This window comes from Leptolyngbya sp. Heron Island J (assembly GCF_000482245.1).
Lineage (GTDB): Bacteria > Cyanobacteriota > Cyanobacteriia > Phormidesmidales > Phormidesmidaceae > Leptothoe.
On record NZ_AWNH01000022.1, the window covers coordinates 68,922 to 95,084 of the forward strand.

Below are 26,163 nucleotides of genomic sequence, written 5' to 3' on the forward strand. Positions count from 1 at the left end.
TGGTGGTTAGCTAGCGATCGCCCATAGTGGCGATAAGCGATGCAAAAGCGTGGTTGAATAAGCAACCAAGGACGTACGTTGTTGAGGTATTTGCCATGGTCATGGTTGAGTCTACAATGCTGGCATTAGGCACCAAAGCTCCAGCATTCTCGCTAATTAGTGTCATGTCAGGTGCCACCGTTACTCTCGACACTTTCGCGGATAGTAAAGCACTGCTAGTGATGTTTATCTGCGTCCACTGCCCATTCGTAAAGCATGTGGAACAGGAGTTAGCCAAAATTGGTCAAGACTATAGCAATACGGGCTTAGGGATTATCGCTATTAGCTCCAACAGCATTGAAACTCATCCTCAGGATGCACCCGAGCATATGAAAGCTCAGGCCCAGGAACAGGGCTTCAGTTTTCCTTATTGCTACGATGCAACTCAGGCAGTAGCTAAAACTTATACAGCTGCCTGTACTCCTGATTTTTTCCTCTTTGATGCCTCACTCAAACTTGTTTATCGAGGCCAGCTCGATGATAGTCGTCCAAGTAACGGTAAGCCCGTCACAGGCAAGGATTTGCGACAAGCTCTGAATCAGGTGTTAGCTGGCAAAAGTCTTTCCGCAGAACAAATGCCAAGCATCGGCTGCAATATCAAATGGGCTCCCGGCCAGGCTCCTGCTTACTTTGGAGCTTAGGTTTAATAATGAGCCCTAGGATTAAAGGCCTCAATAGCTCGTAGTTTTTCATAAAGCTCAGCTTCTTGCTCACTGAGTATCTTAGGAATAGCGACCTCGATCTCAACAATTTGATCGCCGCGTTCTTCTAGAGTGCGGCCATAGCCTTTGCCAGCTAATCGTAACTTGCGACCTGACTGAATACCCGCTGGAATCGTCATCTGCACTGGACCGTCCAGGGTAGGCACTGTTACCTGGCCACCTAACACCGCTTCACTGGGTGTAAGTGGCAAGCAACACACCACATCTCGACCTTGAACGCTTAGAAAGGAATGGGGCTCTACCACAATATTCAGATAGAGATCACCACCGTTAATTCCTTGCCCTCTTAAACGAATACGCTGCCCCGTAAGCATGCCCGGCGGCATATCCACTTCTAAGGCTCGACCATCCTCCAGACGTACACGCTCTGCACCACCGTGAAAGGCGCGTTCCAGAGGCACTTGCAAAGAGGCCTCAGCATCACGACGCTGGGCATTGCTTGTTTTCCGATCTTTTTTGGGAGTTTTTTTAGTCTGAGTAGACGGTCTAGCAGTTTCTTGGCGATTTAGCAGCTGATCAACAAAGTGATTAAAGTCTTCTAGATCACGATAGTCAGCCTCAGACTTTTGCCGTAACCAATAACGACGATAGTCATCATACTGAGCCTTACGCTCAGGATCAGAAAGTATCTCGTAGGCTTCACCTAAGGACTTAAATCGTTCTTCAGCCTCTTGATCACCCGGATTGAGATCGGGGTGAAACTGGCGAGCAAGACGACGATAGGCTTGTTTGATTGCTTGCGAATCGGCACTCTCAACAATGCCGAGAATCTCATAGTAATCTCGAAAATTTTGCATAGTGGGACAGACCGGCTTACCAGACTTCGTCTTGGTCTCCCCATTCATCGTCGTTATAGCGCTGTGGACTGCCTTGGCGACTAGAAGTGTTTCCAGAAGAGTAACCGTTAGCAGGGGTACTCGCTGGCTCACTCGGCTTATCGGCCCAAGGATCATCATCAACAGAGGCGTTAGAGTGCCAGTTACTAGCTGCTGTCGAACGACCACCATTAGGATGGCCATCGGTTGACTGAGATGGGTATTCAGAATTGGTAGGAGGTGTATAGCGCTCTGAAGCAGGTGGTCTTACTTCATCTCTAGCAGCAGCATCTGAGCTGTAGCGAGGCTGTTGTAAATTATCTTGCTCATAGGCTGAACGAGAAGCCGTATCTTGGCTATGACCGCTACCAGAACGCTGACCGTAGGTATTTTGATCAGTGTAGCTCTGTTGAGGATAGTTCCCTCTGGGGTCTACACTGCCACGTCCATAATTTTCCTCGGGACTGCGGTCATAACGACCTTGATCACGCTGACGATAGCTATCGCTTTGCTCGTAAGGATTCTGTCCATAGGCAGACTGGTTATAGGCACCTTGACCAAAAGACCTATCCTGAGCAGGCCGCTGCTGGCCAGAACCATCCTGCGGCTGAGATGGAGAATCGTAAGCATCAGCCCCATAGCGCCCTTGGGCACTTTGATCATAACGGCGGCTTTGCTGTTCGTAGCGACTTTGGTCAGAGCTTCCTTGCTCAAAATGCTCTTGACGGGATGCTCCCTGGTTGTAGGGTTCTTGGCCATAGGATGTCTGATTGTAGGCATCTTGACCATAGGAACCGCGACCGTAGCTATCTGAGCGACGTCTCTGATTATCATAGTCACGATTTTCGTAACCGCCTCGGGTGTCGTAGCTACGGGGAGGATCGTAGGTCTGACGACCACCACTTGATGGTGATGTGGGCTGGCTCCAGCTGTCATCCCAATCATCCCAACCGCTCCGATTATCCCGTCGACCAGCCGACCAACTGGGGCTATCCCACTGGCTTTGGCCATTCCAGTCATAGTCTCGACGATAGTAATCGTCGTCGTCCTCAAACGCTTTTTTAAGGGTGTCGCCAATTTGGCTAAAGATATTCCCGTCGTCGTTATCGGCGTCGTACAAATAGGCTTCGCGGTTGAGTTCATATAATTCATCCTGGAGTTCGGACTGAATCATATCGATCATGCGCTCGTCCTCACGTTTGAGGGCATCGCGTAGATCTTGAATCAGGTTGTCGATGCGGCGTTTGCGATCGCGAGCAAACTGCAATCCAAAGTCAATAGAAACACTGCGCATGGCCCGTTCAGCTTGGAAAGTCAGCGTTTCAGCTCGATTGCGCTTTTCAATTCGTTCCCGCTGCCCCCGGTCCACATCGGCAAATTCCTCAGCTTCCCGCAGCATCCGTTGGACATCGTCTTCGGATAGGTTAGAGGCCTCTTGGACAGTAATACTCTGCTCGCGTCCTGTGGTTTTATCCATGGCCGACACTTGCAAAATACCATTGGCATCAATATCAAATGACACCTGAATCTGGGGAATGCCGCGTGGAGCTGGGGGAATGCCCATAAGCTTAAATCGCCCCAGGGATTTGTTATCTATCCCCATTTCCCGTTCACCCTGAATCACATGCACTTCCACAACGGTTTGATTATTTTCGGAAGTGGAGAAAATATCCGAGCGCCTGACAGGAATCGTGGTGTTACGAGGAATGACCTTTTTCATGACCCCACCAATGGTCTCTAATCCCAAAGACAGTGGGGTGACATCCAACAGCATGATGTCCTTGACCTCTTCAGTTAGGATGCCAGCTTGAATAGCAGCTCCAACGGCGACGGCCTCGTCCGGGTTCACATTCTGATTGGGTTCTTTGCTGAGGATAGAACGCACCAACTGCTGCACCATGGGCATGCGACTGGAGCCACCGACAAGTACTACTTCATCAATTTGTGAAGGTGACAAACGCGCATCATTCATCGCCTGCTGCAGGGGAGCCCGTAGACGACTAATTAGATCGGCACAGAGTGATTCAAAGTGAGATCGCGACAGCTTTTTCTCAATATGCTTTGGCCCATCAGCAGTAGCCGTAATAAACGGCAGATTGATTTCCACCGTCGGCAATCCTGACAGCTCAATTTTTGCCTTTTCTGCCGCTTCTGTCAGACGCTGAAGAGCCTGCCGATCCCGACGTAGATCAATCCCTTCAGTTTCAAGAAACTCATCCGCCAGCCAGTCAACAATCTTCTTATCAAAGTTGATACCCCCTAGCTGAGTGTCACCACTAGTGGATCTGACTTCAAATACGCCATTGCGTACATCTAAAATAGATACATCAAAGGTGCCACCTCCCAGATCAAACACCAGAATAGTTTGATTAAATTGCTGGTCTAATCCGTAGGCTAATGCCGCCGCCGTTGGCTCATTAATAATCCGTTTAACCTCTAAACCCGCAATACGACCAGCATCTCGGGTTGCCTGACGTTGGGCATCGTTAAAGTATGCAGGGACAGTAATCACCGCACCAGTTACAGGCTGGCCCATATAGCGGCTTGCTTCCTCAGCCAGCTTACGTAGCACCATGGCCGATATTTCTTCGGGAGCAAAGTCCTTATCTAAACGAGGACAGCGGACTTTGACGTTCCCAGCATCGTCTTTGCGCACAGTGTAAGGAACGCGCTTAGAGTCGGAACTAAGTTCTGTATATTTACGCCCCAAGTAGCGCTTAACGTTGTAAAACGTATTTTGAGGATTAAGCACCGCCTGTCGACGGGCCATTTGTCCTACTAAACGCTCTCCCTCTTTACTAAAGGCCACCACTGAAGGTGTGGTGCGCATCCCCTCCGTATTGGCGATGACCACCGGTTTGCCACCTTCGATGACTGAGACAACTGAGTTGGTAGTACCGAGGTCAATACCGACGACCTTTCCCATCCGATAGGTTTCTCCCACTGCACGTGCAGCGGCCATAGCCGCCTACACAATTAATCATATATATAGTAGTCACTTAGTAGTCTAAGCCACTATTGTGCTGTGGCTTAACCACATGTACACACCATCATAATGGTCCGGTTAGGATAGAGTTGTCTATTCCAGAGAACCGGCTATAACTTGTTCGAATTCTCTGATAGTATGGAATTCGCAAGCGGATGTGGCGGAATTGGTAGACGCGCTAGGTTTAGGTTCTAGTGTCTTCGTGACGTGAAGGTTCAAGTCCTTTCATCCGCATTAAAAAGCCCGGCTTCTAATAGAAGCCGGGCTTTTTAATGGTTGCAAATTCTGTAACCCGCCTCCCTTGCCAAGGTTACCAACTCATACTGGGAACAACGATACAGATGAGACGTAGGAAATAACCATGGCAAAGTTGATGCGGGCAAAACTAGCAGTACTCGTAGCCGTCGCTAGCTTGGTGAGCTGTGGTGCCGCTACTGAAATGAGCATGAGCGATGAGTTTGGTTCGCAAGCTCAGGCTCCGGCAGAAACTACAGCGGTCGCCGAATCCGCCAATATTTTGATGGATCAAGAAGCCGTTGAAGCAGATACCAGCAGACCAGTTGAGCCCCCTGATGACTCTGCTATCACTGCTGGACAACCTCAATTAATCAAACGAGCACAGCTAAGCTTAGTTGTAGATTCGGTAGATGACGGCTTAAAAAGTGCCTCGCAAATCATCCGCACACATCAGGGCGATATTTTAGACCTCCAGGACAATCAAATAGAAGCAGTCCAACGGACAGCCTATCTACGTATTCGAGTCCCCCAAGCCAATTTAGATCCATTGCTGGAGGAACTCGGTGCCTTGGGAACAGTCCAGCAGCAGGGTTTAGGCGCGGAAGATGTCTCGACCCAGCTTGTTGATGCTCAGGCCAGATTACGTAATCTGCGGAAATCAGAGGAATCTTTGCTTAAAATCATGGAGCGCTCTGGAGAAATTTCCCACGTGCTAGAAGTCTCCCGAGAACTTAGCCGCATACGGGAGCAAATTGAGCAGATTGATGCCCGTGTACAGAATTTACAAACTCAAGTACGTTACTCCACAATCGATTTGACCCTGGCTGCAGCTGTGGCATCGCAGCCCGTTGGTCGCCCATTAGGTGAAACCATTGGTGCTACCTGGCAACAAGCGACTCAGTCTGTGGGCTCTCTAACTGTAGGGTTAATGCAGATTGGTCTATGGCTGCTGGCTTATAGTCCTTATTTATTGGTAGTTGCTATTGCGAGTGTAATTGGCTACCGTACTATTCGTCGTCGGCCTAGTTAGGGCTACAAGCGCGTTTTTACTAACCTTGCCTGACTAGCTCAGACCTCTTCTTGGTAAAAACCGAGTCTCTAGTACCCATAGTAGTTCTTATACCAATCAACAAATTTCGTAATACCCACCTCCAGGGGGGTACTGGGGGCAAAACCTACGTCGGCGGTCAAATCAGCAACGTCAGCGTAGGTAGACGTCACATCTCCTGGTTGCATGGGCATCATTTCCTTGACCGCAGGTTTGCCCATAGCTTGCTCAATAATCTCGATAAAACGCATCAGCTCAACTGGACTGTGATTGCCGATGTTATAGACTTTGTATGGAGCTGCAGTGCTAAAGGCTTCATCTGTAATGGGTTTGGGCAAATGCCACACAGTGCGTACCACACCCTCAACGACATCATCAATGTAGGTAAAATCGCGCTGCATTTTGCCGTGGTTGTAAACTTGGATGGGTCGATCATTTGCGATCGCATCAACAAACTTAAAATAGGCCATATCGGGTCGGCCCCAAGGACCATAAACCGTAAAGAAACGCAGACCCGTCGTCGGCAAATTGTACAAATGACTATAGGAATGAGCCATTAGCTCATTCGCCTTTTTTGTAGCCGCGTACAGCGATACCGGATGGTCCACATTATCCACTGTAGAAAATGGCACCTTACGGTTAGCTCCATACACCGAACTCGAAGACGCATAGACTAAATGCTCTACCCCCGTGTGGCGACATCCCTCCAGAATGTGAATAAAGCCCGTCAAGTTACTATCGGCATAGGCATAGGGATTTTTCAGCGAGTACCGCACACCAGCCTGAGCAGCTAGGTGAATCACACGGTCAAACGACTGCTCTTGAAATAAAGCCTCTACCTTGGCGCGATCAGCCAAATCCAACGGGAAAAACGAAAACGAAGCATGCGGCAACAGTTGATCTAATCGACCTTGCTTTAGAGACACATCATAGTAATCATTTAGGTTATCAATCCCACAGACAACCTCTCCATCAGCCAACAGACGCTGCGCTACAAAGTAACCAATAAAGCCAGCTACCCCTGTTACCAAGACCTTCATAGAAATCTGTTCCATCAAACGCGCTTACTATAAGGTATCCTTCCCTCGCCCCCATCAAAAGCTGAAACGAGCGCAAAAACGAGTTTAGACGTCACACAATCTGCTTGAGCGAATGGAGAAAGGACACGTACAGTTACTGCTGAAATTCTGAGGCAAAATTGAGGATCACTTCAGAAACCGTCCTCAAGATTTAGAGTTCGTCTGTCAAAAAGCAATTCGGCAAAACGAGTTATTTTTTAATTATTTTTACGTAAATTATGTCCTGAACAAGGAGACAGTTACGGCTAGTCATATAGCCTGAAACTTTTACCAGAAGTCCAATCTAAGCTCAGGCCTAGAAACTTAGAAACCCGATGGATAAAAAATTTAACTTCCTTTAAAAGTATCTGCTGACATCAAACACATCTTTAATTTTTAAGAGGAAACAACTGTTCTATATCAGTGCTAGGATTGCCAAAGAACAAATGTGAAAGAAGCAAGAAGGACGTAGTTGTAAATGCAAGAAATTGACAAGTCAATATCTTTTGATGGACGAGATATTCGACTTAAAGTGGGTCTTCTGGCACCTCAAGCAGGCGGCTCAGTTTTAATTGAATCTGGAGAGACAGCCGTACTTGTTACTGCAACTCAGTCCAGCCCCCGAGAAGGCATCGATTTTTTACCATTGTTAGTTGATTACGAAGAGCGCCTCTATGCAGCGGGCCGAATTCCCGGAGGCTTCTTACGTCGCGAGGGACGTCCACCGGAAAGGGCGACCTTAGTTAGCCGCTTAATCGACCGACCAATGCGTCCGCTGTTTCCCCAATGGATGCGAAATGACATTCAGATCGTGGCAACCACCGTCTCAATGGACCATGATGTGCCTCCCGATGTGTTGGCTGCAACTGGCGCTTCAATTGCCACTCTACTAGCCAAGATTCCTTTTTACGGTCCCATGGCAGCTGTTCGGGTCGGCCTAATTGGCGATGACTTCATTATCAATCCCACCTATCAGGAGATTGAAGATGGTGATCTAGATTTGATTGTTGCTGGCTCTCCCGATGGGGTCATCATGGTTGAAGCTGGGGCTAACCAACTACCTGAACAGGATGTGATTGAAGCCATTGACTTTGGCTATGAGGTGGTTCGCGATATCATCCAGGCTCAGAAAGACATCGTAGCGGAGCTGGGGATTGAGCCAGTTATACTCACGGCTCCTGAAACGGATCCAACACTGGCAGACTTTTTGGCAGATAAAGCGACTGATGGCGTCAAAGATATCCTGAAGCAATTTGAGCTATCTAAGCCCGACAGAGATGAAAAACTTGACGAGCTAAAGGCACAAATTAGCGAACAAGTGGCTGAACTCGCTGAAGACGACCCAATTAGCGTAGCCATCGCTGAAAACAGTAAGGCTTTTGGGAATGCTTATAAAGCATTAACTAAAAAATTAATGCGGGCGCAGATCCTGGAAGAGGGTGTACGCGTTGATGGTCGCAAGCTTGACGAGGTCAGGCCGATTAGCTGCCGTACAGGAGTTTTGCCTAGCCGCGTCCATGGCACAGGTCTATTCCGCCGAGGACTGACTCAGGTGATGTCTGTGGTCACCCTGGGAACCCCAGGGGATGCTCAGCTCACGGATGATTTACATCCGGACGAAGAAAAGCGCTATTTACATCACTATAATTTCCCACCTTACTCAGTAGGTGAAACTCGCCCCATGCGATCGCCAGGGCGTCGTGAGATTGGTCACGGTGCTTTAGCAGAAAGGGCATTGGTACCAGTGTTACCGACCATGTCAGATTTCCCCTATGTAATTCGCGTTGTTTCTGAGGTGTTATCCTCCAACGGGTCCACATCTATGGGTTCAGTCTGTGGTTCTACCCTATCGCTGATGGATGCTGGTGTGCCTCTGAGCAAACCAGTTAGCGGTGCTGCTATGGGATTAATCAAGGAAGGTGATGACATCAGAATTTTGACTGATATTCAAGGAATTGAAGACTTCCTGGGCGATATGGACTTTAAGGTTGCTGGTACTGACACCGGCATCACCGCCCTGCAGATGGATATGAAAATTACAGGTCTCTCAATGAAGACCATTGCCGAAGCCATTAACCAGGCGAAACCAGCGCGGCTCCATATCCTCTCAAAAATGCTAGAAGCGATCAACGCACCTCGAACTGAGCTTTCGCCCTATGCACCTAGACTCCTTACCTTCAAGATCGATCCAGAAATGATTGGCATGGTGATCGGTCCTGGTGGTAAGCAAATCAAGAGTATTACCGACGAAACAGGGGCTAAAGTTGACATCCAGGATGATGGGACCATCACAGTCTCGTCAGTTGACGGGGCCGCAGCTGAACGAGCCCAGGCACTCATTGAAGGGATTACCTTTAAACCCTCAGCAGGGGATGTATATGTGGGTAAAGTAACCCGTATCATTCCGATTGGTGCTTTTGTTGAGTATCGCCCTGGCAAAGAAGGCATGATCCATATCTCACAGCTGGCAGATTACCGAGTCAATAAAGTCGAAGATGAGGTCACTGTGGGCGAAGAGGTTCTGATCAAAATTCGAGAAATTGATGGCCGCGGTCGCGTTAACCTCACTCGGCTCAATATCCACCCAGATGAAGCTGCTAAGGCACGGGCGGCTGCGGGTCTAGCCGCTGAATAGGTTCAGCAACTGTCGCAGGTAGGGATGTGAACACTGTAGATGTTTGCAAGATTCACATCCCCAGTGGCTCACCGTGAGCGATTTCCTGACCTTAATTTGCGCTGGGTTAAGGTTTCTCGGTAGGATGCTTGATGCAATATCGAGAGCGAAATTAAACACCCGTGCGAAGAATTGTTATCGCTGGCAATTGGAAGATGCACAAAACCCAGGCAGACAGCCTGGCGTTTTTGCATGGTTTTTTACCTCAGCTAGAGGCCACACCTGAGCATCGAGAAGTGATTTTGTGTGCTCCTTTTACGGCCCTGACTACACTGTCTAAAACTCTCCATGGCTCACGGGTGATGGTGGGAGCACAAAATGTTCACTGGGAAACATCTGGTGCATACACTGGGGAAATCTCTGGGGAAATGTTGACAGAGATTGGTGCTCGCTATGTGGTTGTTGGTCACAGCGAACGCCGTGAATATTTTGGGGATACTGACGAAACCGTTAACCTGCGGCTAAAGGCAGCTCAAATAGCCGGGCTAACGCCTATTCTCTGTGTTGGCGAAACCAAGCAGCAACGCGATGCAGGGGAAACAGAAGCCCACGTAGTTAGCCAAATAGAGAAAGGCTTAGCAGGTGTGGACCAGAGTAAATTGATTATTGCCTATGAGCCAATCTGGGCCATTGGTACTGGTGATACCTGTGCAGCGGAAGAGGCTAACCGTGTCTGCTGGCTAATTCGTTCTCAGTTGGCTAATAAAGATGTGCCCATTCAGTATGGCGGCTCTGTGAAACCGGGCAATGTGGATGAAATTATGGCGCAGCCTGAAATTGATGGAGCTTTAGTGGGAGGTGCCAGCCTGGAGGCAGATACGTTTGCTCGTATCGTTAACTATGAGTAAATCCATGGTTGGCTAGATCATGATTGGGCATTAGCAATCAATCATACCTGCGCTCCATCCTCTGGTTGGCTGACAAAATGATTAGTGGGATCCAAACTAACATTTTGGATGCGAGTATCATCGTGAACGTAGTAGTGGGCATGAACATAAATGCGATCGCGTCCCTGCTGTTTAGCATGGTAAAGCGCTAAATCTGCCGCCTGGAGGAGATCCTGAGACACTAGATGATGTTCAGGGATTACAGTAGCAATCCCCATCGTCAAAGTGACCCTATCAGTTACATCCGATGTGGCATGGGGAATTGAGGCTTTTTCTAACTGGTGCTGAATAGCAAGCGCAACATTGTGACCGCCTGCCGTATTAGTGTTGGGCAGAACTACTGCGAATTCCTCACCGCCATAGCGAGCCACCAGGTCAGCAGGACGACGAATACAGTGAGTTAATACATCGCTGACCCTCGACAGGCAAACATCCCCCATAGGATGGCCATAGTAATCGTTATACCGTTTGAAATAATCAATATCACACAAAATCAAGGTCAGCGGCTGCTGCTCCCGGGCCAGACGATTCCATTCAGCCTCAAAATAATGATCAAACTGTCGACGGTTGGCTAATCTCGTCAAACTATCGGTCAAGGCTAGGGCCTTCAAAGCATGGTTATCTTGCTTCACCTGCTCGTATAGCAGACCATGATGTAATGCGATCGCAATTTCATCTGCCAGTATTTTGGCCTGTTCCAGCGGCTCCCCAGTCCAACTGTTGGTCATATCCTTGCGACCAATCGCCACCACCCCCCAAAGCCGATCAACCAATTGCATCTGATGAGCATGGGGTAAATGAATGGGGCTCAACAGCCAAGCCCCCGGAAACTGACTTAGCCACTGCTGATCCACTGGCACTTCCTGAACAGACTGAGCATCAACAGCAATGGGAAACGGCTGCTCCAGTTTTGTAATCACACTTTCCAAACTCAGGTAAGCATTAAACACATTAGAGCCATTGAGGGGTTGCACACACAGCGATGAACCCACAGAGCGCCAATGACATGGCCCATTCTCCAGGAGAAATATCCAATCTGCCTGAAAAAAATCCATAAGCGCCTGTACAACGGTTGTATAAACATCGTTGACAGTTAAGCCCTGTCGGATACGCTGAATGGTTTCCCGCAAATCAGTTTGTTGTTGTAGCTGCTGCTGAAGCTGCTGGACATCAACCAGGCTAGCTTCAGAATTAGGGAAACGGGCCATCCTTGAGGAAGGTTCGAGAACTTGGTGGAATGGCTGTCCAATTAGGGACGAAGGGAGACCTTGCTGATCACACACCGGGGAGTGCAACCCAGAAAAAACTGTCTGTAGCTGAGGTGATTGTTGAATGAGAGGCCTGTGGTACATAGAATGCCCAGGAATTAAAAAAGTGCAATCAGCGACAATATCTGTAAATTTTTTCGAGCCTTGACACACACCCTAAGGTCATCAGTATGTAACCAGCAAAACGCACGCTAGATGCTATGGCACTAAACACCCGGTCACATACCAATCCCCTCTCTAACCTCAAAAATGATTTCCAAAATATATATCTTTTAGAAAGAGTAAGCCCCCACATCATCTGCAGAGAGAATACTTAAAACCTTAGGAAGTCTGACCAATCCATCAATTCAAAGCCCGCTTTACACCACCCTAAGTGCTAGATGGTGTCGTCATTAGATGTCATGGATTCAGGGAACGCACAACCACTCAAGAATAGCTACAGGAAAGTGCGGCTCCTTTACGCACCGATGTCTAATCTGACAACAGCGCCTGCTAGCCACACCCCAAACCATCACTCACTTATAAGTATCAAGCCCGATTCTGTGAACTTCTATCGTAGAAAGACTGAAATCGATGGCGATAGAAATCACCAATCCATAAATAACTTAACTAGAACTATTGATGTGACTGACGACAACCACCTAACCCGGTGACAGTTAAGAATTGTGATGGCTCTAAGAAAAGTATGCCGGTATCGCCCATGATGCTCTCAAATGGCAGGCTAAAGATTGAGGAAATGATCGAGGCCTGTAACCAGGGAAGGGGGCCAGCGACGTACCGTTTTCACCCAATGCAGGTCGGTATAACGTCTATCTAACCCTCGGGCAGCCGCCCACTGACTTTCAGCTTCTCCCCGATTACCTGTCTCCCACAAAGCGGCTGTTAAAGCAGCCCGCACATCTGCATAGTTGGGATACTTGCGGGCAAGACTTTTCAGTACCTGTAATGATTTGGCGCGTTCCCCAACCTCAAACAGAGCAATGCCATAGTTGGCATACCCGAGGGAAAAACTGGGTTGAATTGTGATTGATTTCTCATAATCTTTGAGGGCAGCTTGCCAGTCCCCTTGTCCACCTTTAGCATTCCCACGATTGTTATAGGCAGCTGGATCGTCCGGCGATAACTTTAACACCCGGTTATAATCATCAATCGCAGCCTGCCAGTCGCCCAGTGCTTCATAGGCTGTACCACGATTGAGATAGGCATCGGGCTGTAGTGGCTCTAGGCCAATCGCTCGATCATAATCACGAATGGCGGCCTCAATTTTGTTTTGACTGATACGGACATTACCCCGGTTACTCCACACAGCAGGCTCATCAGGCAACGCGTCAATTAGCTGGGTCCATAGCCCTTCAGCCAAGTCAAACTTACCGCTGCGGGTCAATTCAAAGGCTTGTTTACGCAAACCGCCGATGTCTGCCTGAGGAAGGGCCTCAGCATCTGCTGAAGCGGGTGGTAACCAGATAGATGTAAGCCCCAAAAAGAGTCCGAAAGCAACTGCTAATAACCAGCGCATAGTGTTTAGGAAAGGTTCTTTCTATAGCTTAGGGTGGATTGATTCCCCCGTGCTACCTCCTGAGCTGGTTATATGTTCTAACTATTGCAGATGAATCCAGTCATGCTCGACACGAGCAATACGCCCACCAGGAAACGGATCAGTTTGGGTCCGGTTGGGCCGATCCGCTAAGACTACTAATTTTTCAATATGGTCAAAGCTAGGTTGCTGGGGTAGTACTGTTTGCAACAGACGACGAGCGACTCGTCGCTGCAATGCTAATGGGGCTGATTGGAAACGGGAGCGATGGATACGCCAACTGTCTTGGTACTCGTCAATTACCTGGTGGTATAGCTGATCGGTCTGTTGTTCCAGATAGATGACTTCGGCGGTGAAGATTTCGGCGGTTTGGGCCAGCGTGGTTTCAACCTTGGGGTTAAAGTGCGATCGCAAATAAGGCATCAGCTCATGACGAATACGATTACGACGATAGGTCCAATCGTTATTAGAGGTGTCATGCCACACAGGTAGACCCAAGTCACGACAAAACGCAGCAGTCGCTTGACGCGTTAGCTGTAACAGTGGTCGAGTTACATAGATATTTGAATGTTCTATACTTAGCGATCGCTGCCAGCTCAAAGCCTGAATCCCATCAGCCCCACTACCTCGTAATAAGTTGTAAAGGACTGTTTCCGCCCGATCAGTGGCCGTATGCCCCGTCGCCACATAGTCATAGCCATGGTGATGGGCCAGGGCTGCAAATACCCCATAGCGCCAGCTACGAGCTGCTGCCTCTGTTGCCGGTAGGGCCTGCGCTGTCTCCACAAAACAAGGCAGCTGCCACTGCTGAGCCAGCTGCACTACATGGGTTGCATTGTCAGCAGAGTCAGCTCGCCAGCCGTGGTCACAATGCACTATCGCCAGACGCCAGCCCCATTTTGGCCCCAGGTCTAACAGCAATTGGGCCAGACACAATGAATCTTGCCCCCCAGATACGGCCACCAAAATAGCAGCCTCCTGAGGCAGCAGCCTCGTTGCTTTCAGTAAGGTGTGAATCCTGGCGTGGATGGGAGTCCAAGGCATTATGGGTCGGTAGTCAGACGGTTGCAAACGTGGCAGTTCAATCAGTAATCTATGCCGACATGTAACATTAGATATCAAAAAATCTGACGATAGTTAAAACATACGCTGATTAGAAAGAGGAGTTCGGCCCTATAGTGGTTTATGCTCTTCGATGACCAGATGGTGGTCGATGTTTTTCATCTATAGCAGCTGGATACGTCCCCAGGACAGTCTTAGCCAACTTAACCATGGATAACGGCGCAGACAATCAAGTCACCAATAGTGAAGGTTTTGAAGGCCATCCCAATACGGGCGAGCATGCTGACACGCCCAATCGCAATCCTCAAGAGCAGGCACCAGCAACAGCCGCTGAGACTGTCATTAATACTGAGAATGAAACGTCACAGACGAATCGTTCAGCACTGTCTGCAAGATTAAAGGCCTCCAAAAATGTGGAGCTGTACGTTTTCGAAGCAGAAAGTACTGGAGATGCTGATACTTTAGCCGATGTATCGTCCATAGATGTGGAGCTGGACGAACCGGAAACTATTTCTAAACAACAGATAACCTTTAAGAGTGAGCAAGGACGTCTGTTACTGTTACTGCCCGCCGCTGCTCAAAAGAGGTTTGCTCCGGTGGAGTGGGAAGAGCTGCTGACACAGCTCAAACAGCGTCTCAGTTCTGAGGAGCGATTTTTTCAACCCAATACAACGGTGCATTTGATTGCCCGTGACCGGCTGCTGGATAGTCGTCAGCTGCAAGAGATGGATGAGTTACTACAAACAGCTCAGCTACGGATGAAGCGTATTTATAGCCAACGGCGACAAACGGCAGTTGCCGCTGCTACAGCAGGCTATTCGATCGAGCAGCAAACCAAATTAGAGCATCTCAACGAGACGCAAGATCAAGGTAAGGCGCTGGAAACGCCCTTATATCTACAAATGACTGTACGCTCTGGCACAGAAATTCGGCATCCTGGTTCAATTATTGTTTTAGGAGATGTCAACCCAGGTGGATCACTGATAGCCGCTGGGGATATTTTTGTGTGGGGACGTCTGCGCGGGTTGGCCCATGCCGGTTCAGAAGGCAATGGAGCCTGTCGAATTATGGCGCTACACATGCAACCGACACAGCTGCGGATTGCGGATAAGGTGGCTCGGGCACCGGAAAAACCGCCGGTTTCTTATCAACCTGAAGTTGCTTATGTCAACGATGATGGCATTCGTATTGCGATCGCATCCGAATTTGCCCAGATTCACCTCAATGTCCCTTGAAAAAAGAACTCCATAGTACACTCGACCTTTTGTATGGGGCTATCCAAAAAAAATCCCTCAGGAATTTCCCATAAAATTTGCCACAACGTGCGATTATTGCCCTACTTAAGGCCTAACCTTTGCGCATACCGTCCTCAACCGCCTATTTAATCCATGGCTATGAACCGCATTATTGTCATTACCTCCGGTAAGGGAGGCGTTGGGAAAACTACCTGTACCGCCAACCTAGGAATGGCCCTGGCCAAGGCAGGAAAACGCGTCGTAGTAATTGATGCTGATTTTGGGTTACGCAACTTGGACCTGCTGCTGGGGTTGGAAAATCGCATCGTTTACACGGCTCTGGATGTTCTAGCTGGAGAATGTCGTCTGGATCAAGCGCTAGTGAAGGATAAACGCCAGCCGAACTTGGCCCTACTGCCCGCTGCCCAAAATCGCTCGAAGGAATCTATTACCCCAGAGCAGATGAAAAAGCTGGTGCGGGCGCTGACGAAAGCCTACAACTTTGTCTTAATCGATAGTCCTGCTGGCATTGAGATGGGGTTTCGCAATGCGATCGCAGCGGCTCGTGAAGCCATCATTGTCACCACCCCTGAAATTTCTGCTGTCCGTGATGCTGACCGTGTGATTGGCCTACTAGAAGCCAATGACATTAAAGCGATGCGTCTGGTGATCAACCGTCTGAAACCGGCCATGGTGGAGGCGGAACAAATGATGTCGGTTAAGGATGTGCAAGATATTTTGGCAGTACCGCTCCTGGGCGTTATTCCTGACGATGAGCAGGTCGTGGTTTCAACCAATAATGGTGAACCCTTGATTCTAGATAAGGAACTCTCCAAAGCCGGTACTGCTGTCTCCAATATTGCTCGTCGCCTGCAAGGAGAAAAGGTGGCACTCATGGATTTGAGTGTGCCCAAGGATAGCTTTTTTAAGAAATTACGTCAGTTATTTAGCTAGGTTTAGCCAAACGGTCGATGAATGGCGACCGTTATGCCGTTGCTGATTAACAATTTAGAATCAACCTGGTCTTTATATCCTTTTTTATAGAGCTTCTACAATTGCCTCCTCCGGGGATCAGCAACGCCAACCTTTCACTACCTCCGCCTTATCGGAAACGACCATGATTAGTGACTTCTTCGAACGACTCTTTGGCTCGCGTGAACCGGTTAGCCGTGACACGGCTAAACAACGATTGCGATTTGTTTTAGCCCATGACCGCTCTGACATTTCTCCCCAAAACTTAGAAAAGCTGCGCCAAGAGATTTTGGAAGTCGTATCTCGCTATGTAGAACTTGATTTTGACGGTTTGGAATTTTCCCTTGAATCGGATCAGCGGATGACCGCCCTGATGGCCAATTTACCGATTCGGAGAGTGCGTTCCAATCCGCTAGAGCCCGATAGCCCTGTTGAAGAAACCGAAGCCAAAAATTTAGAGCTAACAGATGAATCGATTGCTCTAGATGACGAGGTTGAGGAAGTCTCGGAAACAGCCGATATTCCATTGGATTAACGCCATTGACGATTGTATTCGTAGATTGCGATCGCACCTGCTGTTTGCACATTCAATGACTCCACCCGACCATATTGGGGAATTGCCAACACCACATCGCAAAGCGCCTCAATATCAGCAGGAATACCGGTGAGCTCCCGCCCCAATACCAGCAGAGTTTTTGCAGCAAAATCATAATTGACCAGTGGTTGGGAGGCTACACCCAACGCTAACGCTACACGGGTATATGTCTGTTGCTGCCAAAGCCACTGTCTCAGCTGATCTGGAGCACAATACTCAACAGATTGCCAACGTTGGGCCGAGACCGCAACTTTACGAAACTCCCAGGAGTCGTCTGGCTCCGGTAATACCAATCGATTCACCCCTAACACCTCACAGGTACGGCATAGGGCGGCTTGATTAGTTATTTTTTCTACCAAAGAGGCACAGACTACCAAACATGGAGTGTGGTCGTTGAATGCAGTGCCGATTACCTGGTGGGCCATGCCACCCCCCAAACAGTCATTACCTGCAATCTAATCTACCGGGACAAGCTCTACATTGAGTTCATTGATCTGACGACGACGTAGCTCCTGAGATTCCTCACGGGGTAACAGCTCAAAGACTTCACGAAACACATCGTCTACCTCTTCGTAGCTGACGGCTCCAGTTTGGTCAAAGCGCATGTTGCCACTACCGTCGAGCACCAGGGTCTGAGGCACGGCCCCTTTGAAGTAGTAGCCTGGCTCACTCGGTGTAAACGAATCTTTTATAGGAACAGCATCAGCCATCACTGGCACAAAGTTAGCAACCCTGCCATAGGGTGCCTGTAGCTGGGAAATGACAAATGAATATTCTTTACAATCGCGGCTGTCGTCCACGTAGAAAAACAGCAGCGTTGGCTTTTCTTGCTCAAGGGACTGGGCTAAGTTGACACGTGGCGGCACAATCGCTCCATTGCCCGCATAGAGCGCAAAGATATTGCCGTCGTATCGGTCGTCGTTGAGGCTCGCCCATGCATTACCAGGAAAGCACAGGATGGAAATTAGGAAGGCTGCGATCGCAGCCCCAATGATGCACCACCGCCATATCCGTTGATAATCAACGCCTGACTTTAAATGCCGAATAGCAAAACTACCCATAAAATCCTGGTTTTTATGATCACATCACTACCATTACGCCACAGAAAGGACATTCCCTTCCACAGCCGTGCCACAAAAGCCAAAAATCATGGCTGACTTAAAGCGGCAGCTACGTGCCCCGAAAACTCTCAATCACATCCTGCAGTTCACCTCTAGCATTGGCATAATCTGCCGCCGTGGTCCAAGCAACGACCTGATAGTAGTTAGTTTCCCCCTCAACCGTAGTGTGTAGATACACCACAGGCACATTATCTATATTGCCTCGAACTTCATACTGGACAGCATCAAGACCATTTAGGGATGTCACATTGGTAGCAGTCTCAGGCTGTTCTTGAGTCAACCCCCGATCTAAAAAACTCAAATACTGAATCGCATTATTAGTGAGACTAAAGGTACCTATTTCAGAACGCTTGGGATCGGCCAGGACCAGAACGTACATCGTTCTATCTTCCCGCGCTACATATAGGTCCGCATCGGGGCGCAAGTTTTGCACATCAACCCAGCCCTCAGGCAGCGTCAGCTGAACATCACTCTCCTCGTTTCTTAACAATGTCTGACCATTGGACAAATTTTGAATTGATATGGCATCAATCACATCTTTGGTGCGTTCACCCACACGATTACAGCTCGCTGCCCCGAATAAAAAGCATGCTGCGACTGCCATCAGCGATACTCTTTGCCATTGTCCATTTTTTTCTTGATGCTCAAACTTAAACCCCATGGTTCTATCCTTGTTTTGCAACAATGTCTGGCATTTTATAGCCTCCGTCCCATGCTTAGAACAGAGACGATTGCTTTTTCCTAAACCGTAAGGTTAGCGCTTTGACCTATGCTGGACTATGGAAATTTCTTCATAAAAATTAGAGGCCATGCTTAGAGCTGGAATCGTCGGGCTCCCAAATGTAGGCAAATCCACCCTTTTCAATGCGCTGGTTGAAAACGCCAAAGCCCAAGCAGCGAACTTCCCGTTCTGCACCATTGAACCTAACGTTGGTGTCGTGGCAGTACCCGACCCCCGGTTAGCGGTACTCACCGAAATTTCCAAATCCGACAACACCGTTCCAGCACGGATTGAGTTTGTTGATATTGCAGGTCTCGTTAAAGGAGCCAGTAAAGGTGAAGGACTGGGTAATCAGTTTTTAGCCAATATCCGCGAAGTTGATGCCATTGTCCATGTCGTGCGTTGCTTCGAGAATGACGACATTATCCATGTGGATGGCTCCATTGATCCACTGCGTGATGCTGAAATCATTAACCTGGAATTGGCCCTGGCTGATTTAGAACAGATCGAGCGGCGCATGGAGCGCGTCCGTAAACAGGCGAGAAAAGATCCTGAAGCCCAAGCAGAATTGACCGTGCTCGAAAAAATTCAGCCCGTACTGGCAGACGGCAAATCGGCCCGCACCGTCTCCCTGGAAGTAGACGAAGAGCTGCTGATCAAATCTCTAGGGTTTCTGACCCGTAAACCTATTATCTATGCAGCCAACGTCTCTGAAGACGAACTCGCTGAAGGCAATGCCTGGGTTGAGCAAGTCAAAACCTTAGCAGCTCAGGAGGATGCCCAAGTAGTCACTATTTCGGCCCAGGTCGAAGCCGAGCTGCTAGAACTGCCGGCAGATGAGCGCAAAGATTTTCTAGAAGCCCTTGGTGTCGAAGAAGGGGGGCTCAAATCTCTCATTCGAGCTACCTATGATTTGCTGGGGTTACGCACCTACTTCACCACTGGTCCCAAAGAAACTCGGGCATGGACAATCACCGCAGGGATGACTGCTCCACAAGCAGCAGGCGTCATCCATACGGATTTTGAGCGTGGTTTTATTCGAGCCGAAACCATTGCTTACAAAGATCTGGTTGAACACGGATCTATGAATGCAGCTAAAGACAAAGGTTTACTGCGCAGTGAGGGCAAGGATTATACCGTTCAAGAAGGGGACGTTATGCTATTTAGGTTTAATGTCTAGTCCAATGTGGAACAGTCATTAGGCGGTTGGGTTTCAACTACGGAGCGATGCTCCCCAAAATTTCTTACGAAAATATAGTGGGATAAACTACTCATCCACGGCAGATCCTATTAGAATCTGTCCAAACACCTTGTTATGCTGGCTTGGATACTGTGGTGGCTAATCGGTTTCTGAAAACTCCGCTTACAATTCCCCCCTGGGCAGCCCTTTCACTAATGATGAATGGGGTTCTATTTGTTGCGCTTCTGGTCATTTGGCAGGATAAATCAGGGGGCGTTGACCCCACCGTAATTCCACAAGCCAATGCAGCCTATGCCACTAATCCTGCATCTGAAACAGCAGCTTTAGATTCTGGATCGCCAGCTCAGGAAAGTCGCCCTCGTCTCAACTACGAGCAGTGGGTTGATGTGCTGGGTCAGGAAGTGGCGACCATGGCCGCTAAAAATCCAGACCACCTGACCATTTTGCTGGGCGACTCTCTAAGTTTGTGGTTTCCAGCAGAACTCTTACCAGGTCGCCGAGTGTGGATGAATCAGGGAATTTCAGGCGAAAAAACTCACACTCTACTCTCACGGCTGCATCTGCTGGACGTGGCTGATGTGGATACTATCTTTTTGATGATTGGTATCAATGATCTGATTTGGGGCCAGACCGATGAGCAATTGCTGGCCAACTATCGGGACATTATGGACTATTTAGCTACCTATCATCCTGAAACCCAAGTTGTAGTTCAGTCTATTTTGCCCCACGGTGCCGAAACAGCGACGTGGGAAAGCCGTCACCTGCTACTCGAACTGCCTAATGAACGGATTCGAGAGATGAATCAGTCTTTGGAAACCATTGCTAAAGAGTATGATGCGCATTACCTGGAGCTGTATCCAATTTTTGCCAATGGCGAGGGAAAACTCAGACCCGATTTAACTACCGATGGGCTGCACCTTAATCGCCAAGGGTATTTGGTATGGCGGGCAGCGATCTCACTCTACAGCCAATTGGAGCTGCCGTAGCTGGCCACGGCCATTCCCCCTTTTCGGTAGACTACTAGGTATATAGTCTGCCTCTTTGTAAAACCAATGGATACCAGAGCGTTTCGCCGCAGCCTCAACAAGTCTGACAACTACTACCGAAACCAGGGATTTGGCGAGAAAGAGCAAATCGCGACCCAGATGGGGGACGAATACCAGAGTGAACTAATTCAAACCATTCGCAACCAGGGCTACACCTACACCCAGGGCGATGTCACCATCAAGTTAGCTAAGGACTTTGGTTTTTGTTGGGGAGTGGAGCGTGCCATCGCTATGGCCTACGAAGCTCGGCAGCATTTTCCGAGCCAACGCATTTGGATTACCAACGAAATCATTCACAACCCTGGCGTAAATCAACGACTCCAGGATATGAATGTGCAATTCATTCAGGTGATTAATGGCACCAAGGACTTTTCAGTCGTCGATCAAGGTGACGTTGTCATTTTGCCTGCTTTTGGGGCCAGTGTTGATGAGATGAAACTACTGAACGACCGGGCCTGTACCATTATTGACACCACCTGTCCCTGGGTATCCAAAGTTTGGACAACAGTAGAAAAGCACAAGAAAAGCTCATTTACTTCCATCATCCACGGTAAGTACAAGCACGAAGAAACCGTAGCGACCAAGTCTTTTGCTGATAAGTATCTGGTGGTCCTCAATCTGGATGAGGCTCAGTATGTGGCCGATTACATCCTGCGCAGCGGCGATTCGCCAGAGGAGAGGCTGCGCCAACGCAACGAGTTTTTGGCTAAATTTGCCAACGCCTATTCCGAAGGCTTTGATCCTGACCAGGATCTAACGGCTGTGGGCATTGCCAATCAAACCACGATGCTAAAAGGGGAAACAGAGCGAATCGGCAAACTGCTGGAACGCACCATGCTGAAAAAGTATGGTCCCCAAGCTGTTAACAACCATTTCTCTAGCTTTAATACCATTTGCGATGCCACTCAAGAGCGTCAAGATGCCATGTTCGAATTAGTAGACATGGATATGGATCTGATGGTGGTCATTGGCGGGTTTAACTCATCCAACACCACCCATCTCCAGGAAATTGCCATTGAGCGTGGCATTCCGTCGTACCACATTGATGGTCCCCAGCGTTTAAGCTCTGATAATCAGATTGAGCACCAGCCCCTCCATCAAGCAATCACAGTCTCTCAAAATTGGTTACCAGAGGGCAAAATTGTCATTGGCATTACCTCAGGGGCCTCAACACCTGATAAATCTGTGGCTCAAGTCATTCAGCGGATCTTCCAGCTCAAAGCAGAACTCCCGACCCCCGCCGTGGTTTAACCCTTGGCCCCTGCAGAGTTCATGGATGAATAAGCTCAGCGTTCTCAGCAATAGATTACTGACAGAACCGTTTAATAAGCATCATGGCCGGAAGCAGTGTTCTCAGCCATAAGGATGATATTCAGCGTCCTAAGTGGCGGCAGACCAGGGTTTCTCCTTAATATGGTTGGATAGCTATACATAATCACTATCATTGAGGCTTTTAGAGCCCTATATGAAGGTTGATATGCGCTATCTAATCGACTTTTTACTGATCTGAAATTAAAACTTTACTGTCAGATCGGGGAAAACCTTGTTGTATGTAAAGCGACTATCGATTGACATACAAGTGTTTCAGCTTATGCCCGATGTCTGATGTTATACCTTTTAATGACTTAGGCACTGCTTCAGTAGGGCCACGGGTGCCATTCCATCCGAAAATCATTAATTCTTTTAGGTAGACTTAGCTGACAATATTTAAGTTCCTGATTGAGTTCCTGGTGACTATGGCTCGTACAGATATCCAGAACGCCCAACACGTCCTATACGATTTCTTTCTCTATAGTGTTCAGACAGAACCTGTGGAAATCGTTTTGGCTACATTCCGTCGTTTATTTGTGGATTACACCGAATCATCCACAGAATCAGAACTGCCTGTAGCCCTTTACTCCATTGTCATTGCCAATAGTGAACAGCAGTTTCTTTTCACTCTCAAACGTGTTTGCTACATCTTGATCAACAACTGGGGGATTCAACGACGACCAGACGCGATCAAAGCTTTGATCGCAATGTTCGAGGACCAAGTTTTGATGCGGCCAGGTGTTTCATTGATTCTGAAACGACTGCGTGGCTGGATGCAGGACTTTATTAACAGCCAGGACTTTCAGGATCTCAAGCTATTTGCCGCCCGCTATGACCAGCACGAGCATTGGAGTGAGCGCTATGCATCGTATCTATTAGCGCCTCAATATCTCAACCTAGACAATCCATTGGAACAGCGTGAAGCTGCTCGTAGTTTGTCATCACAGCTCAAGTCAAAGTTTCGCTTTGATTTGGCGATGTATACGGCGAAGTCCCAGATGGAAACCCCCAGAACTACGGTAGAAAACCCAACAGTCTTAGGCGAGGCTGCCATTAATTTAATCAAGATGCTCCTGCTACAACCAGGACGTTTTGGCTATGAAAACTTGGCCAATTTGTTACGTAAACAATGCCACCAGCTCAATTATTTGGACTTTAAGCGGGCGCTTTTACACTATCTCGTCTATGCCCTACCCAATGGCCCTATTACGTGCGCTCTAAAGAACAAACTGCCTGATGCAATTCTGCCACTGTATCAACATAACGATCCAGAAACGATTGCAGAAGCACTGATTTTACGCACATGCAAACGTGTAGTTGATTTTCTTACCAGCGAAGATGGGAAAAAACCCTCCACATCCTTCAGTATGTTTTTGGCCCAGGGAAATCCTCTGGTGCTGGTAATTTTATTGTTGAAGGTGGCTTTATTTTGTCCCCACGTTCAATCCCATCTAGAACTGCGAATTGCCAGTTTAATCCGTTACTACGAGACCTACTCAGAGGATGATTGCCGCTGGGTGATCAACTTTTTTGAGGTATTTCGGATTACGTTCGCCGTTTATGCCAGTGGAACGCTTTACAACCTCGTCCAAGTGTCTACAGAGGATACGGCTGCATCGTCCCTAAATGCGTATCGGATTTTCTCGCAGCTACGCGATCGCAATATGACGCTCGACCAGGTAGCAACAGAGTTAGAGCATCGCTTGGCTGAAGAAGAAGCCATTCAGCTTGTACAGCCACCTTTGGAAGTTGCTACCATTTCACCCCGAATGCCAAATGCGATCGCAAGCTAGTCTTGCTGACGGGCAAACTGATAGGCTCCGTTAATAGAAAGTGCGATCGCAACTACCAACAGAACTGGAATCGAATACCAGGGAAACTGATCAAGGGGTTGATAGGCAGCAGCACGCAGCCCAACCGTTGTGTAGGTAAGTGGCAATAGATAAACAATACCTTTGAGCACCGTTGGCAGAGTCGTAGGGTCAAAAAAGGTGGCCCCTAGAAATGACATGGGCACAATCAGAAAGTTATTAAACAGTCCAACACTTTCCAAGGACTTCACATTTAACCCAACGATCACACCCAGACCGGCAAATACCGCACAGTTCAGCACCAGCAGCAACAAAAACAGAGGATTGATAAAGCTCCACAAATCGCGAGTAAACAACACAGCCACCAAAATCACCGAACCAGCCGTCAGCAAACCTCGCACAATTCCCGCCAGCATTTTCCCCAAATGCATCGCCAGCGGATGGATCGGAAACAGCAGCATTTCCTCAAAGTTTTTTGTAAACAACCGCTCTCCACAGATAGAGAACGTAGTCCCGCCAAAGCTAATCACCATGGACGATAACGCCACCATCCCCGGCAAAATAAACTCTAAGTAGCTCTCTCCTACAGGCGGCAGTGCCACTTGATCAAGCGAACTCCCAAGTCCCAAGCCAAACGCCATTATGTAAATGAGTGGAGACACCAACCCCGATGCTGCGACTTGAGGAATCCGTACCCGCAGATCCAGCCAGTCCCCCCAAAAAATGGTCAAACTGTCTGCCAACAAGGTTTGTAGCGTACGGGCTCTGAAAATTTTCACAGCAATCTAAAACCAGAATATTTTTATATTTTTATTATCAATGGTGAAGGCGTCCTTTGGTTTGTGTTCTTGGTAACTCAAGTGACCGGATACTAGAACTCTTCAGATGTTCCCAAATAATCCATGAGCGTCCTTGAGCAAAATTATAGAAGAGGTATTGACCTCTGAGAGCATACATGCATGATAGCTTATGCCGCTGCATCCCCCCTACATAACAACCATGCAGTAGCCAGAATTCAAGGATTTGCTATTCCTATGTACAAATTCTGTTAAAACTCTAGCTAAATTAAAACTCTGAAGAACTATTACGCTTCCTCACAAAGAATGTAAACAGCGTCATGCTCAGTGATAGATTTGTGAGCGATAAGGTTGAGAGATAATATTTCCATGTCTGAAGAAATTACTGGCAAAACTCCGATCTTTGGTGGTAGCACCGGTGGTCTCCTATCCGCTGCTGAAAAGGAAGAAAAGTACGTCATTACCTGGAGCAGTAAAAAGGAGCAACCTTTTGAAATGCCCACAGGTGGCGTAGCCATCATGAATGAAGGCGAGAATATGCTTTACCTAGCTCGTAAAGAGCAATGCTTAGCTCTCAGCCGCCAACTTAAGACCAAATTTAAACCCAGAATTACTGACTATAAGATTTATCGCGTCCTACCTACTGGCGAGACCACTTACCTGCATCCCGCCGATGGTGTACCTCCTGAGAAGGTCAATCAAGGTCGTGAGTACAACGGCAAGATAGATCGTAGTATTGGTAAGAACCCCAACCCTGCAACCATTAAGTTCAGTGGTAAAGAGCCTTACGAGGTTTAGGCAAGGCTGATTGCCGAGCTTTGGTCAGTTCAAACCAATCATCATTTTGATAAGGAGGCAGTCTCTGGACTGCCTCTTTTTAATAGCCATGTTACGGGGTCAAGGTTTAACCAAACCGCTTGCCAAGGGTTCAAACCATAAGGCAGGCTTAGTAAACATTCAACCCATCAAGACCTGTGGTTTTCTGTAGAGCAAATTCAGAAACCTAAATTGGATGTGGTTTAT

22 protein-coding genes and 1 tRNA gene are annotated in these 26,163 nt (G+C 48.3%); 13 read left to right on the forward strand and 10 right to left on the reverse strand.

Annotated elements, in window-relative coordinates:
• Window positions 1-95: 95 nt before the first annotated feature.
• Window positions 96-680, forward strand: coding sequence for a thioredoxin family protein (locus tag N836_RS47040; RefSeq protein ID WP_023071643.1), 585 nt, complete (start codon window positions 96-98; stop codon window positions 678-680).
• A gap of 2 nt (window positions 681-682) precedes the next feature.
• Here N836_RS47040 and N836_RS47045 read toward each other — a convergent pair whose 3' ends face one another.
• Window positions 683-1,558, reverse strand: coding sequence for a J domain-containing protein (locus N836_RS47045; RefSeq protein WP_023071644.1), 876 nt, complete (start codon window positions 1,556-1,558; stop codon window positions 683-685).
• Window positions 1,559-1,574: 16 nt separating this feature from the next.
• On the reverse strand, window positions 1,575-4,502 hold the full coding sequence (gene dnaK, locus N836_RS47050; RefSeq protein ID WP_031292052.1) for a molecular chaperone DnaK: 2,928 nt from the start codon (window positions 4,500-4,502) through the stop codon (window positions 1,575-1,577).
• A gap of 211 nt (window positions 4,503-4,713) precedes the next feature.
• Here dnaK and N836_RS47055 point away from each other — a divergent pair.
• Together N836_RS47055 and N836_RS47060 are read left to right on the forward strand one after the other, a co-directional pair.
• A tRNA-Leu gene (locus N836_RS47055) sits at window positions 4,714-4,796 on the forward strand.
• A 127-nt stretch (window positions 4,797-4,923) separates the two neighbouring features.
• A complete protein-coding gene (locus tag N836_RS47060) occupies window positions 4,924-5,829 on the forward strand; it encodes a DUF4349 domain-containing protein (protein WP_023071646.1) in 906 nt (301 codons plus the stop codon).
• Between the two features lie 68 nt (window positions 5,830-5,897).
• On the opposite strand, the gene N836_RS47065 is transcribed toward N836_RS47060, so the two are convergent.
• The gene (locus N836_RS47065; protein ID WP_031292056.1) at window positions 5,898-6,887 is read right to left on the reverse strand and encodes an NAD-dependent epimerase; all 990 of its coding nucleotides are present in this window, start codon (window positions 6,885-6,887) and stop codon (window positions 5,898-5,900) included.
• A 496-nt stretch (window positions 6,888-7,383) separates the two neighbouring features.
• Here N836_RS47065 and N836_RS47070 point away from each other — a divergent pair, with 496 nt between their 5' ends.
• Complete coding sequence (locus N836_RS47070) at window positions 7,384-9,540, forward strand: polyribonucleotide nucleotidyltransferase (protein ID WP_023071648.1); 2,157 nt, start codon at window positions 7,384-7,386, stop codon at window positions 9,538-9,540.
• Between the two features lie 161 nt (window positions 9,541-9,701).
• The gene (gene tpiA / locus N836_RS47075; RefSeq protein WP_071789032.1) at window positions 9,702-10,427 is read left to right on the forward strand and encodes a triose-phosphate isomerase; all 726 of its coding nucleotides are present in this window, start codon (window positions 9,702-9,704) and stop codon (window positions 10,425-10,427) included.
• Between the two features lie 41 nt (window positions 10,428-10,468).
• On the opposite strand, the gene N836_RS73020 is transcribed toward tpiA, so the two are convergent.
• The 3 genes from N836_RS73020 to tilS all read right to left on the reverse strand — a co-directional run bounded on the left by N836_RS73020 (window position 10,469) and on the right by tilS (window position 14,312).
• Complete coding sequence (locus tag N836_RS73020) at window positions 10,469-11,674, reverse strand: diguanylate cyclase domain-containing protein (RefSeq protein ID WP_023071650.1); 1,206 nt, start codon at window positions 11,672-11,674, stop codon at window positions 10,469-10,471.
• 781 nt (window positions 11,675-12,455) lie between these two features.
• A complete protein-coding gene (locus N836_RS47080) occupies window positions 12,456-13,250 on the reverse strand; it encodes a tetratricopeptide repeat protein (protein WP_023071651.1) in 795 nt (264 codons plus the stop codon).
• Between the two features lie 81 nt (window positions 13,251-13,331).
• Window positions 13,332-14,312: a tRNA lysidine(34) synthetase TilS gene (gene tilS / locus N836_RS47085; RefSeq protein ID WP_023071652.1), complete on the reverse strand. Its 981-nt coding sequence runs from the start codon at window positions 14,310-14,312 to the stop codon at window positions 13,332-13,334.
• Between the two features lie 227 nt (window positions 14,313-14,539).
• Here tilS and minC point away from each other — a divergent pair, with 227 nt between their 5' ends.
• The 3 genes from minC to minE all read left to right on the forward strand — a co-directional run bounded on the left by minC (window position 14,540) and on the right by minE (window position 17,072).
• Entirely contained in the window at window positions 14,540-15,565 is a 1,026-nt protein-coding gene (gene minC, locus N836_RS47090) for a septum site-determining protein MinC (protein ID WP_023071653.1), read from the forward strand.
• 153 nt (window positions 15,566-15,718) lie between these two features.
• Window positions 15,719-16,519: a septum site-determining protein MinD gene (minD, locus tag N836_RS47095; protein ID WP_023071654.1), complete on the forward strand. Its 801-nt coding sequence runs from the start codon at window positions 15,719-15,721 to the stop codon at window positions 16,517-16,519.
• Window positions 16,520-16,682: 163 nt separating this feature from the next.
• Window positions 16,683-17,072 carry a cell division topological specificity factor MinE gene (gene minE, locus N836_RS47100; RefSeq protein WP_023071655.1) on the forward strand — a complete coding sequence of 130 codons (390 nt, stop codon included), beginning with the start codon at window positions 16,683-16,685 and terminating at the stop codon, window positions 17,070-17,072.
• Here the strand turns inward: minE and N836_RS47105 are convergent.
• The 3 genes from N836_RS47105 to N836_RS47115 all read right to left on the reverse strand — a co-directional run bounded on the left by N836_RS47105 (window position 17,069) and on the right by N836_RS47115 (window position 18,914).
• Window positions 17,069-17,557 (reverse strand): TrmH family RNA methyltransferase, encoded by a 489-nt coding sequence (locus tag N836_RS47105; protein WP_023071656.1) that lies wholly within the window; start codon window positions 17,555-17,557, stop codon window positions 17,069-17,071. The two genes, minE and N836_RS47105, sit on opposite strands and share 4 nt — an antisense overlap.
• Before the next feature lie 30 nt (window positions 17,558-17,587).
• Entirely contained in the window at window positions 17,588-18,193 is a 606-nt protein-coding gene (locus N836_RS47110) for a thylakoid membrane photosystem I accumulation factor (RefSeq protein WP_023071657.1), read from the reverse strand.
• 109 nt (window positions 18,194-18,302) lie between these two features.
• The gene (locus tag N836_RS47115; RefSeq protein ID WP_023071658.1) at window positions 18,303-18,914 is read right to left on the reverse strand and encodes a hypothetical protein; all 612 of its coding nucleotides are present in this window, start codon (window positions 18,912-18,914) and stop codon (window positions 18,303-18,305) included.
• Between the two features lie 148 nt (window positions 18,915-19,062).
• On the opposite strand from N836_RS47115, the gene ychF reads away from it, so the two are divergent.
• The 4 genes from ychF to N836_RS47135 all read left to right on the forward strand — a co-directional run bounded on the left by ychF (window position 19,063) and on the right by N836_RS47135 (window position 24,325).
• Window positions 19,063-20,154, forward strand: coding sequence for a redox-regulated ATPase YchF (gene ychF / locus N836_RS47120; RefSeq protein ID WP_023071659.1), 1,092 nt, complete (start codon window positions 19,063-19,065; stop codon window positions 20,152-20,154).
• Between the two features lie 215 nt (window positions 20,155-20,369).
• Window positions 20,370-21,161: a GDSL-type esterase/lipase family protein gene (locus N836_RS47125; protein WP_200867397.1), complete on the forward strand. Its 792-nt coding sequence runs from the start codon at window positions 20,370-20,372 to the stop codon at window positions 21,159-21,161.
• A gap of 66 nt (window positions 21,162-21,227) precedes the next feature.
• On the forward strand, window positions 21,228-22,472 hold the full coding sequence (locus N836_RS47130) for a 4-hydroxy-3-methylbut-2-enyl diphosphate reductase (RefSeq protein ID WP_023071661.1): 1,245 nt from the start codon (window positions 21,228-21,230) through the stop codon (window positions 22,470-22,472).
• Between the two features lie 485 nt (window positions 22,473-22,957).
• Window positions 22,958-24,325, forward strand: coding sequence for a hypothetical protein (locus N836_RS47135; RefSeq protein WP_023071662.1), 1,368 nt, complete (start codon window positions 22,958-22,960; stop codon window positions 24,323-24,325).
• On the opposite strand, the gene N836_RS47140 is transcribed toward N836_RS47135, so the two are convergent.
• Complete coding sequence (locus N836_RS47140) at window positions 24,322-25,122, reverse strand: ABC transporter permease (RefSeq protein ID WP_023071663.1); 801 nt, start codon at window positions 25,120-25,122, stop codon at window positions 24,322-24,324. The two genes, N836_RS47135 and N836_RS47140, sit on opposite strands and share 4 nt — an antisense overlap.
• Window positions 25,123-25,509: 387 nt before the next feature.
• Between N836_RS47140 and N836_RS47145 the strand changes: the two genes are divergently transcribed.
• Entirely contained in the window at window positions 25,510-25,938 is a 429-nt protein-coding gene (locus N836_RS47145; RefSeq protein ID WP_023071664.1) for a photosystem I reaction center subunit II PsaD, read from the forward strand.
• Window positions 25,939-26,163 lie beyond the last annotated feature (225 nt).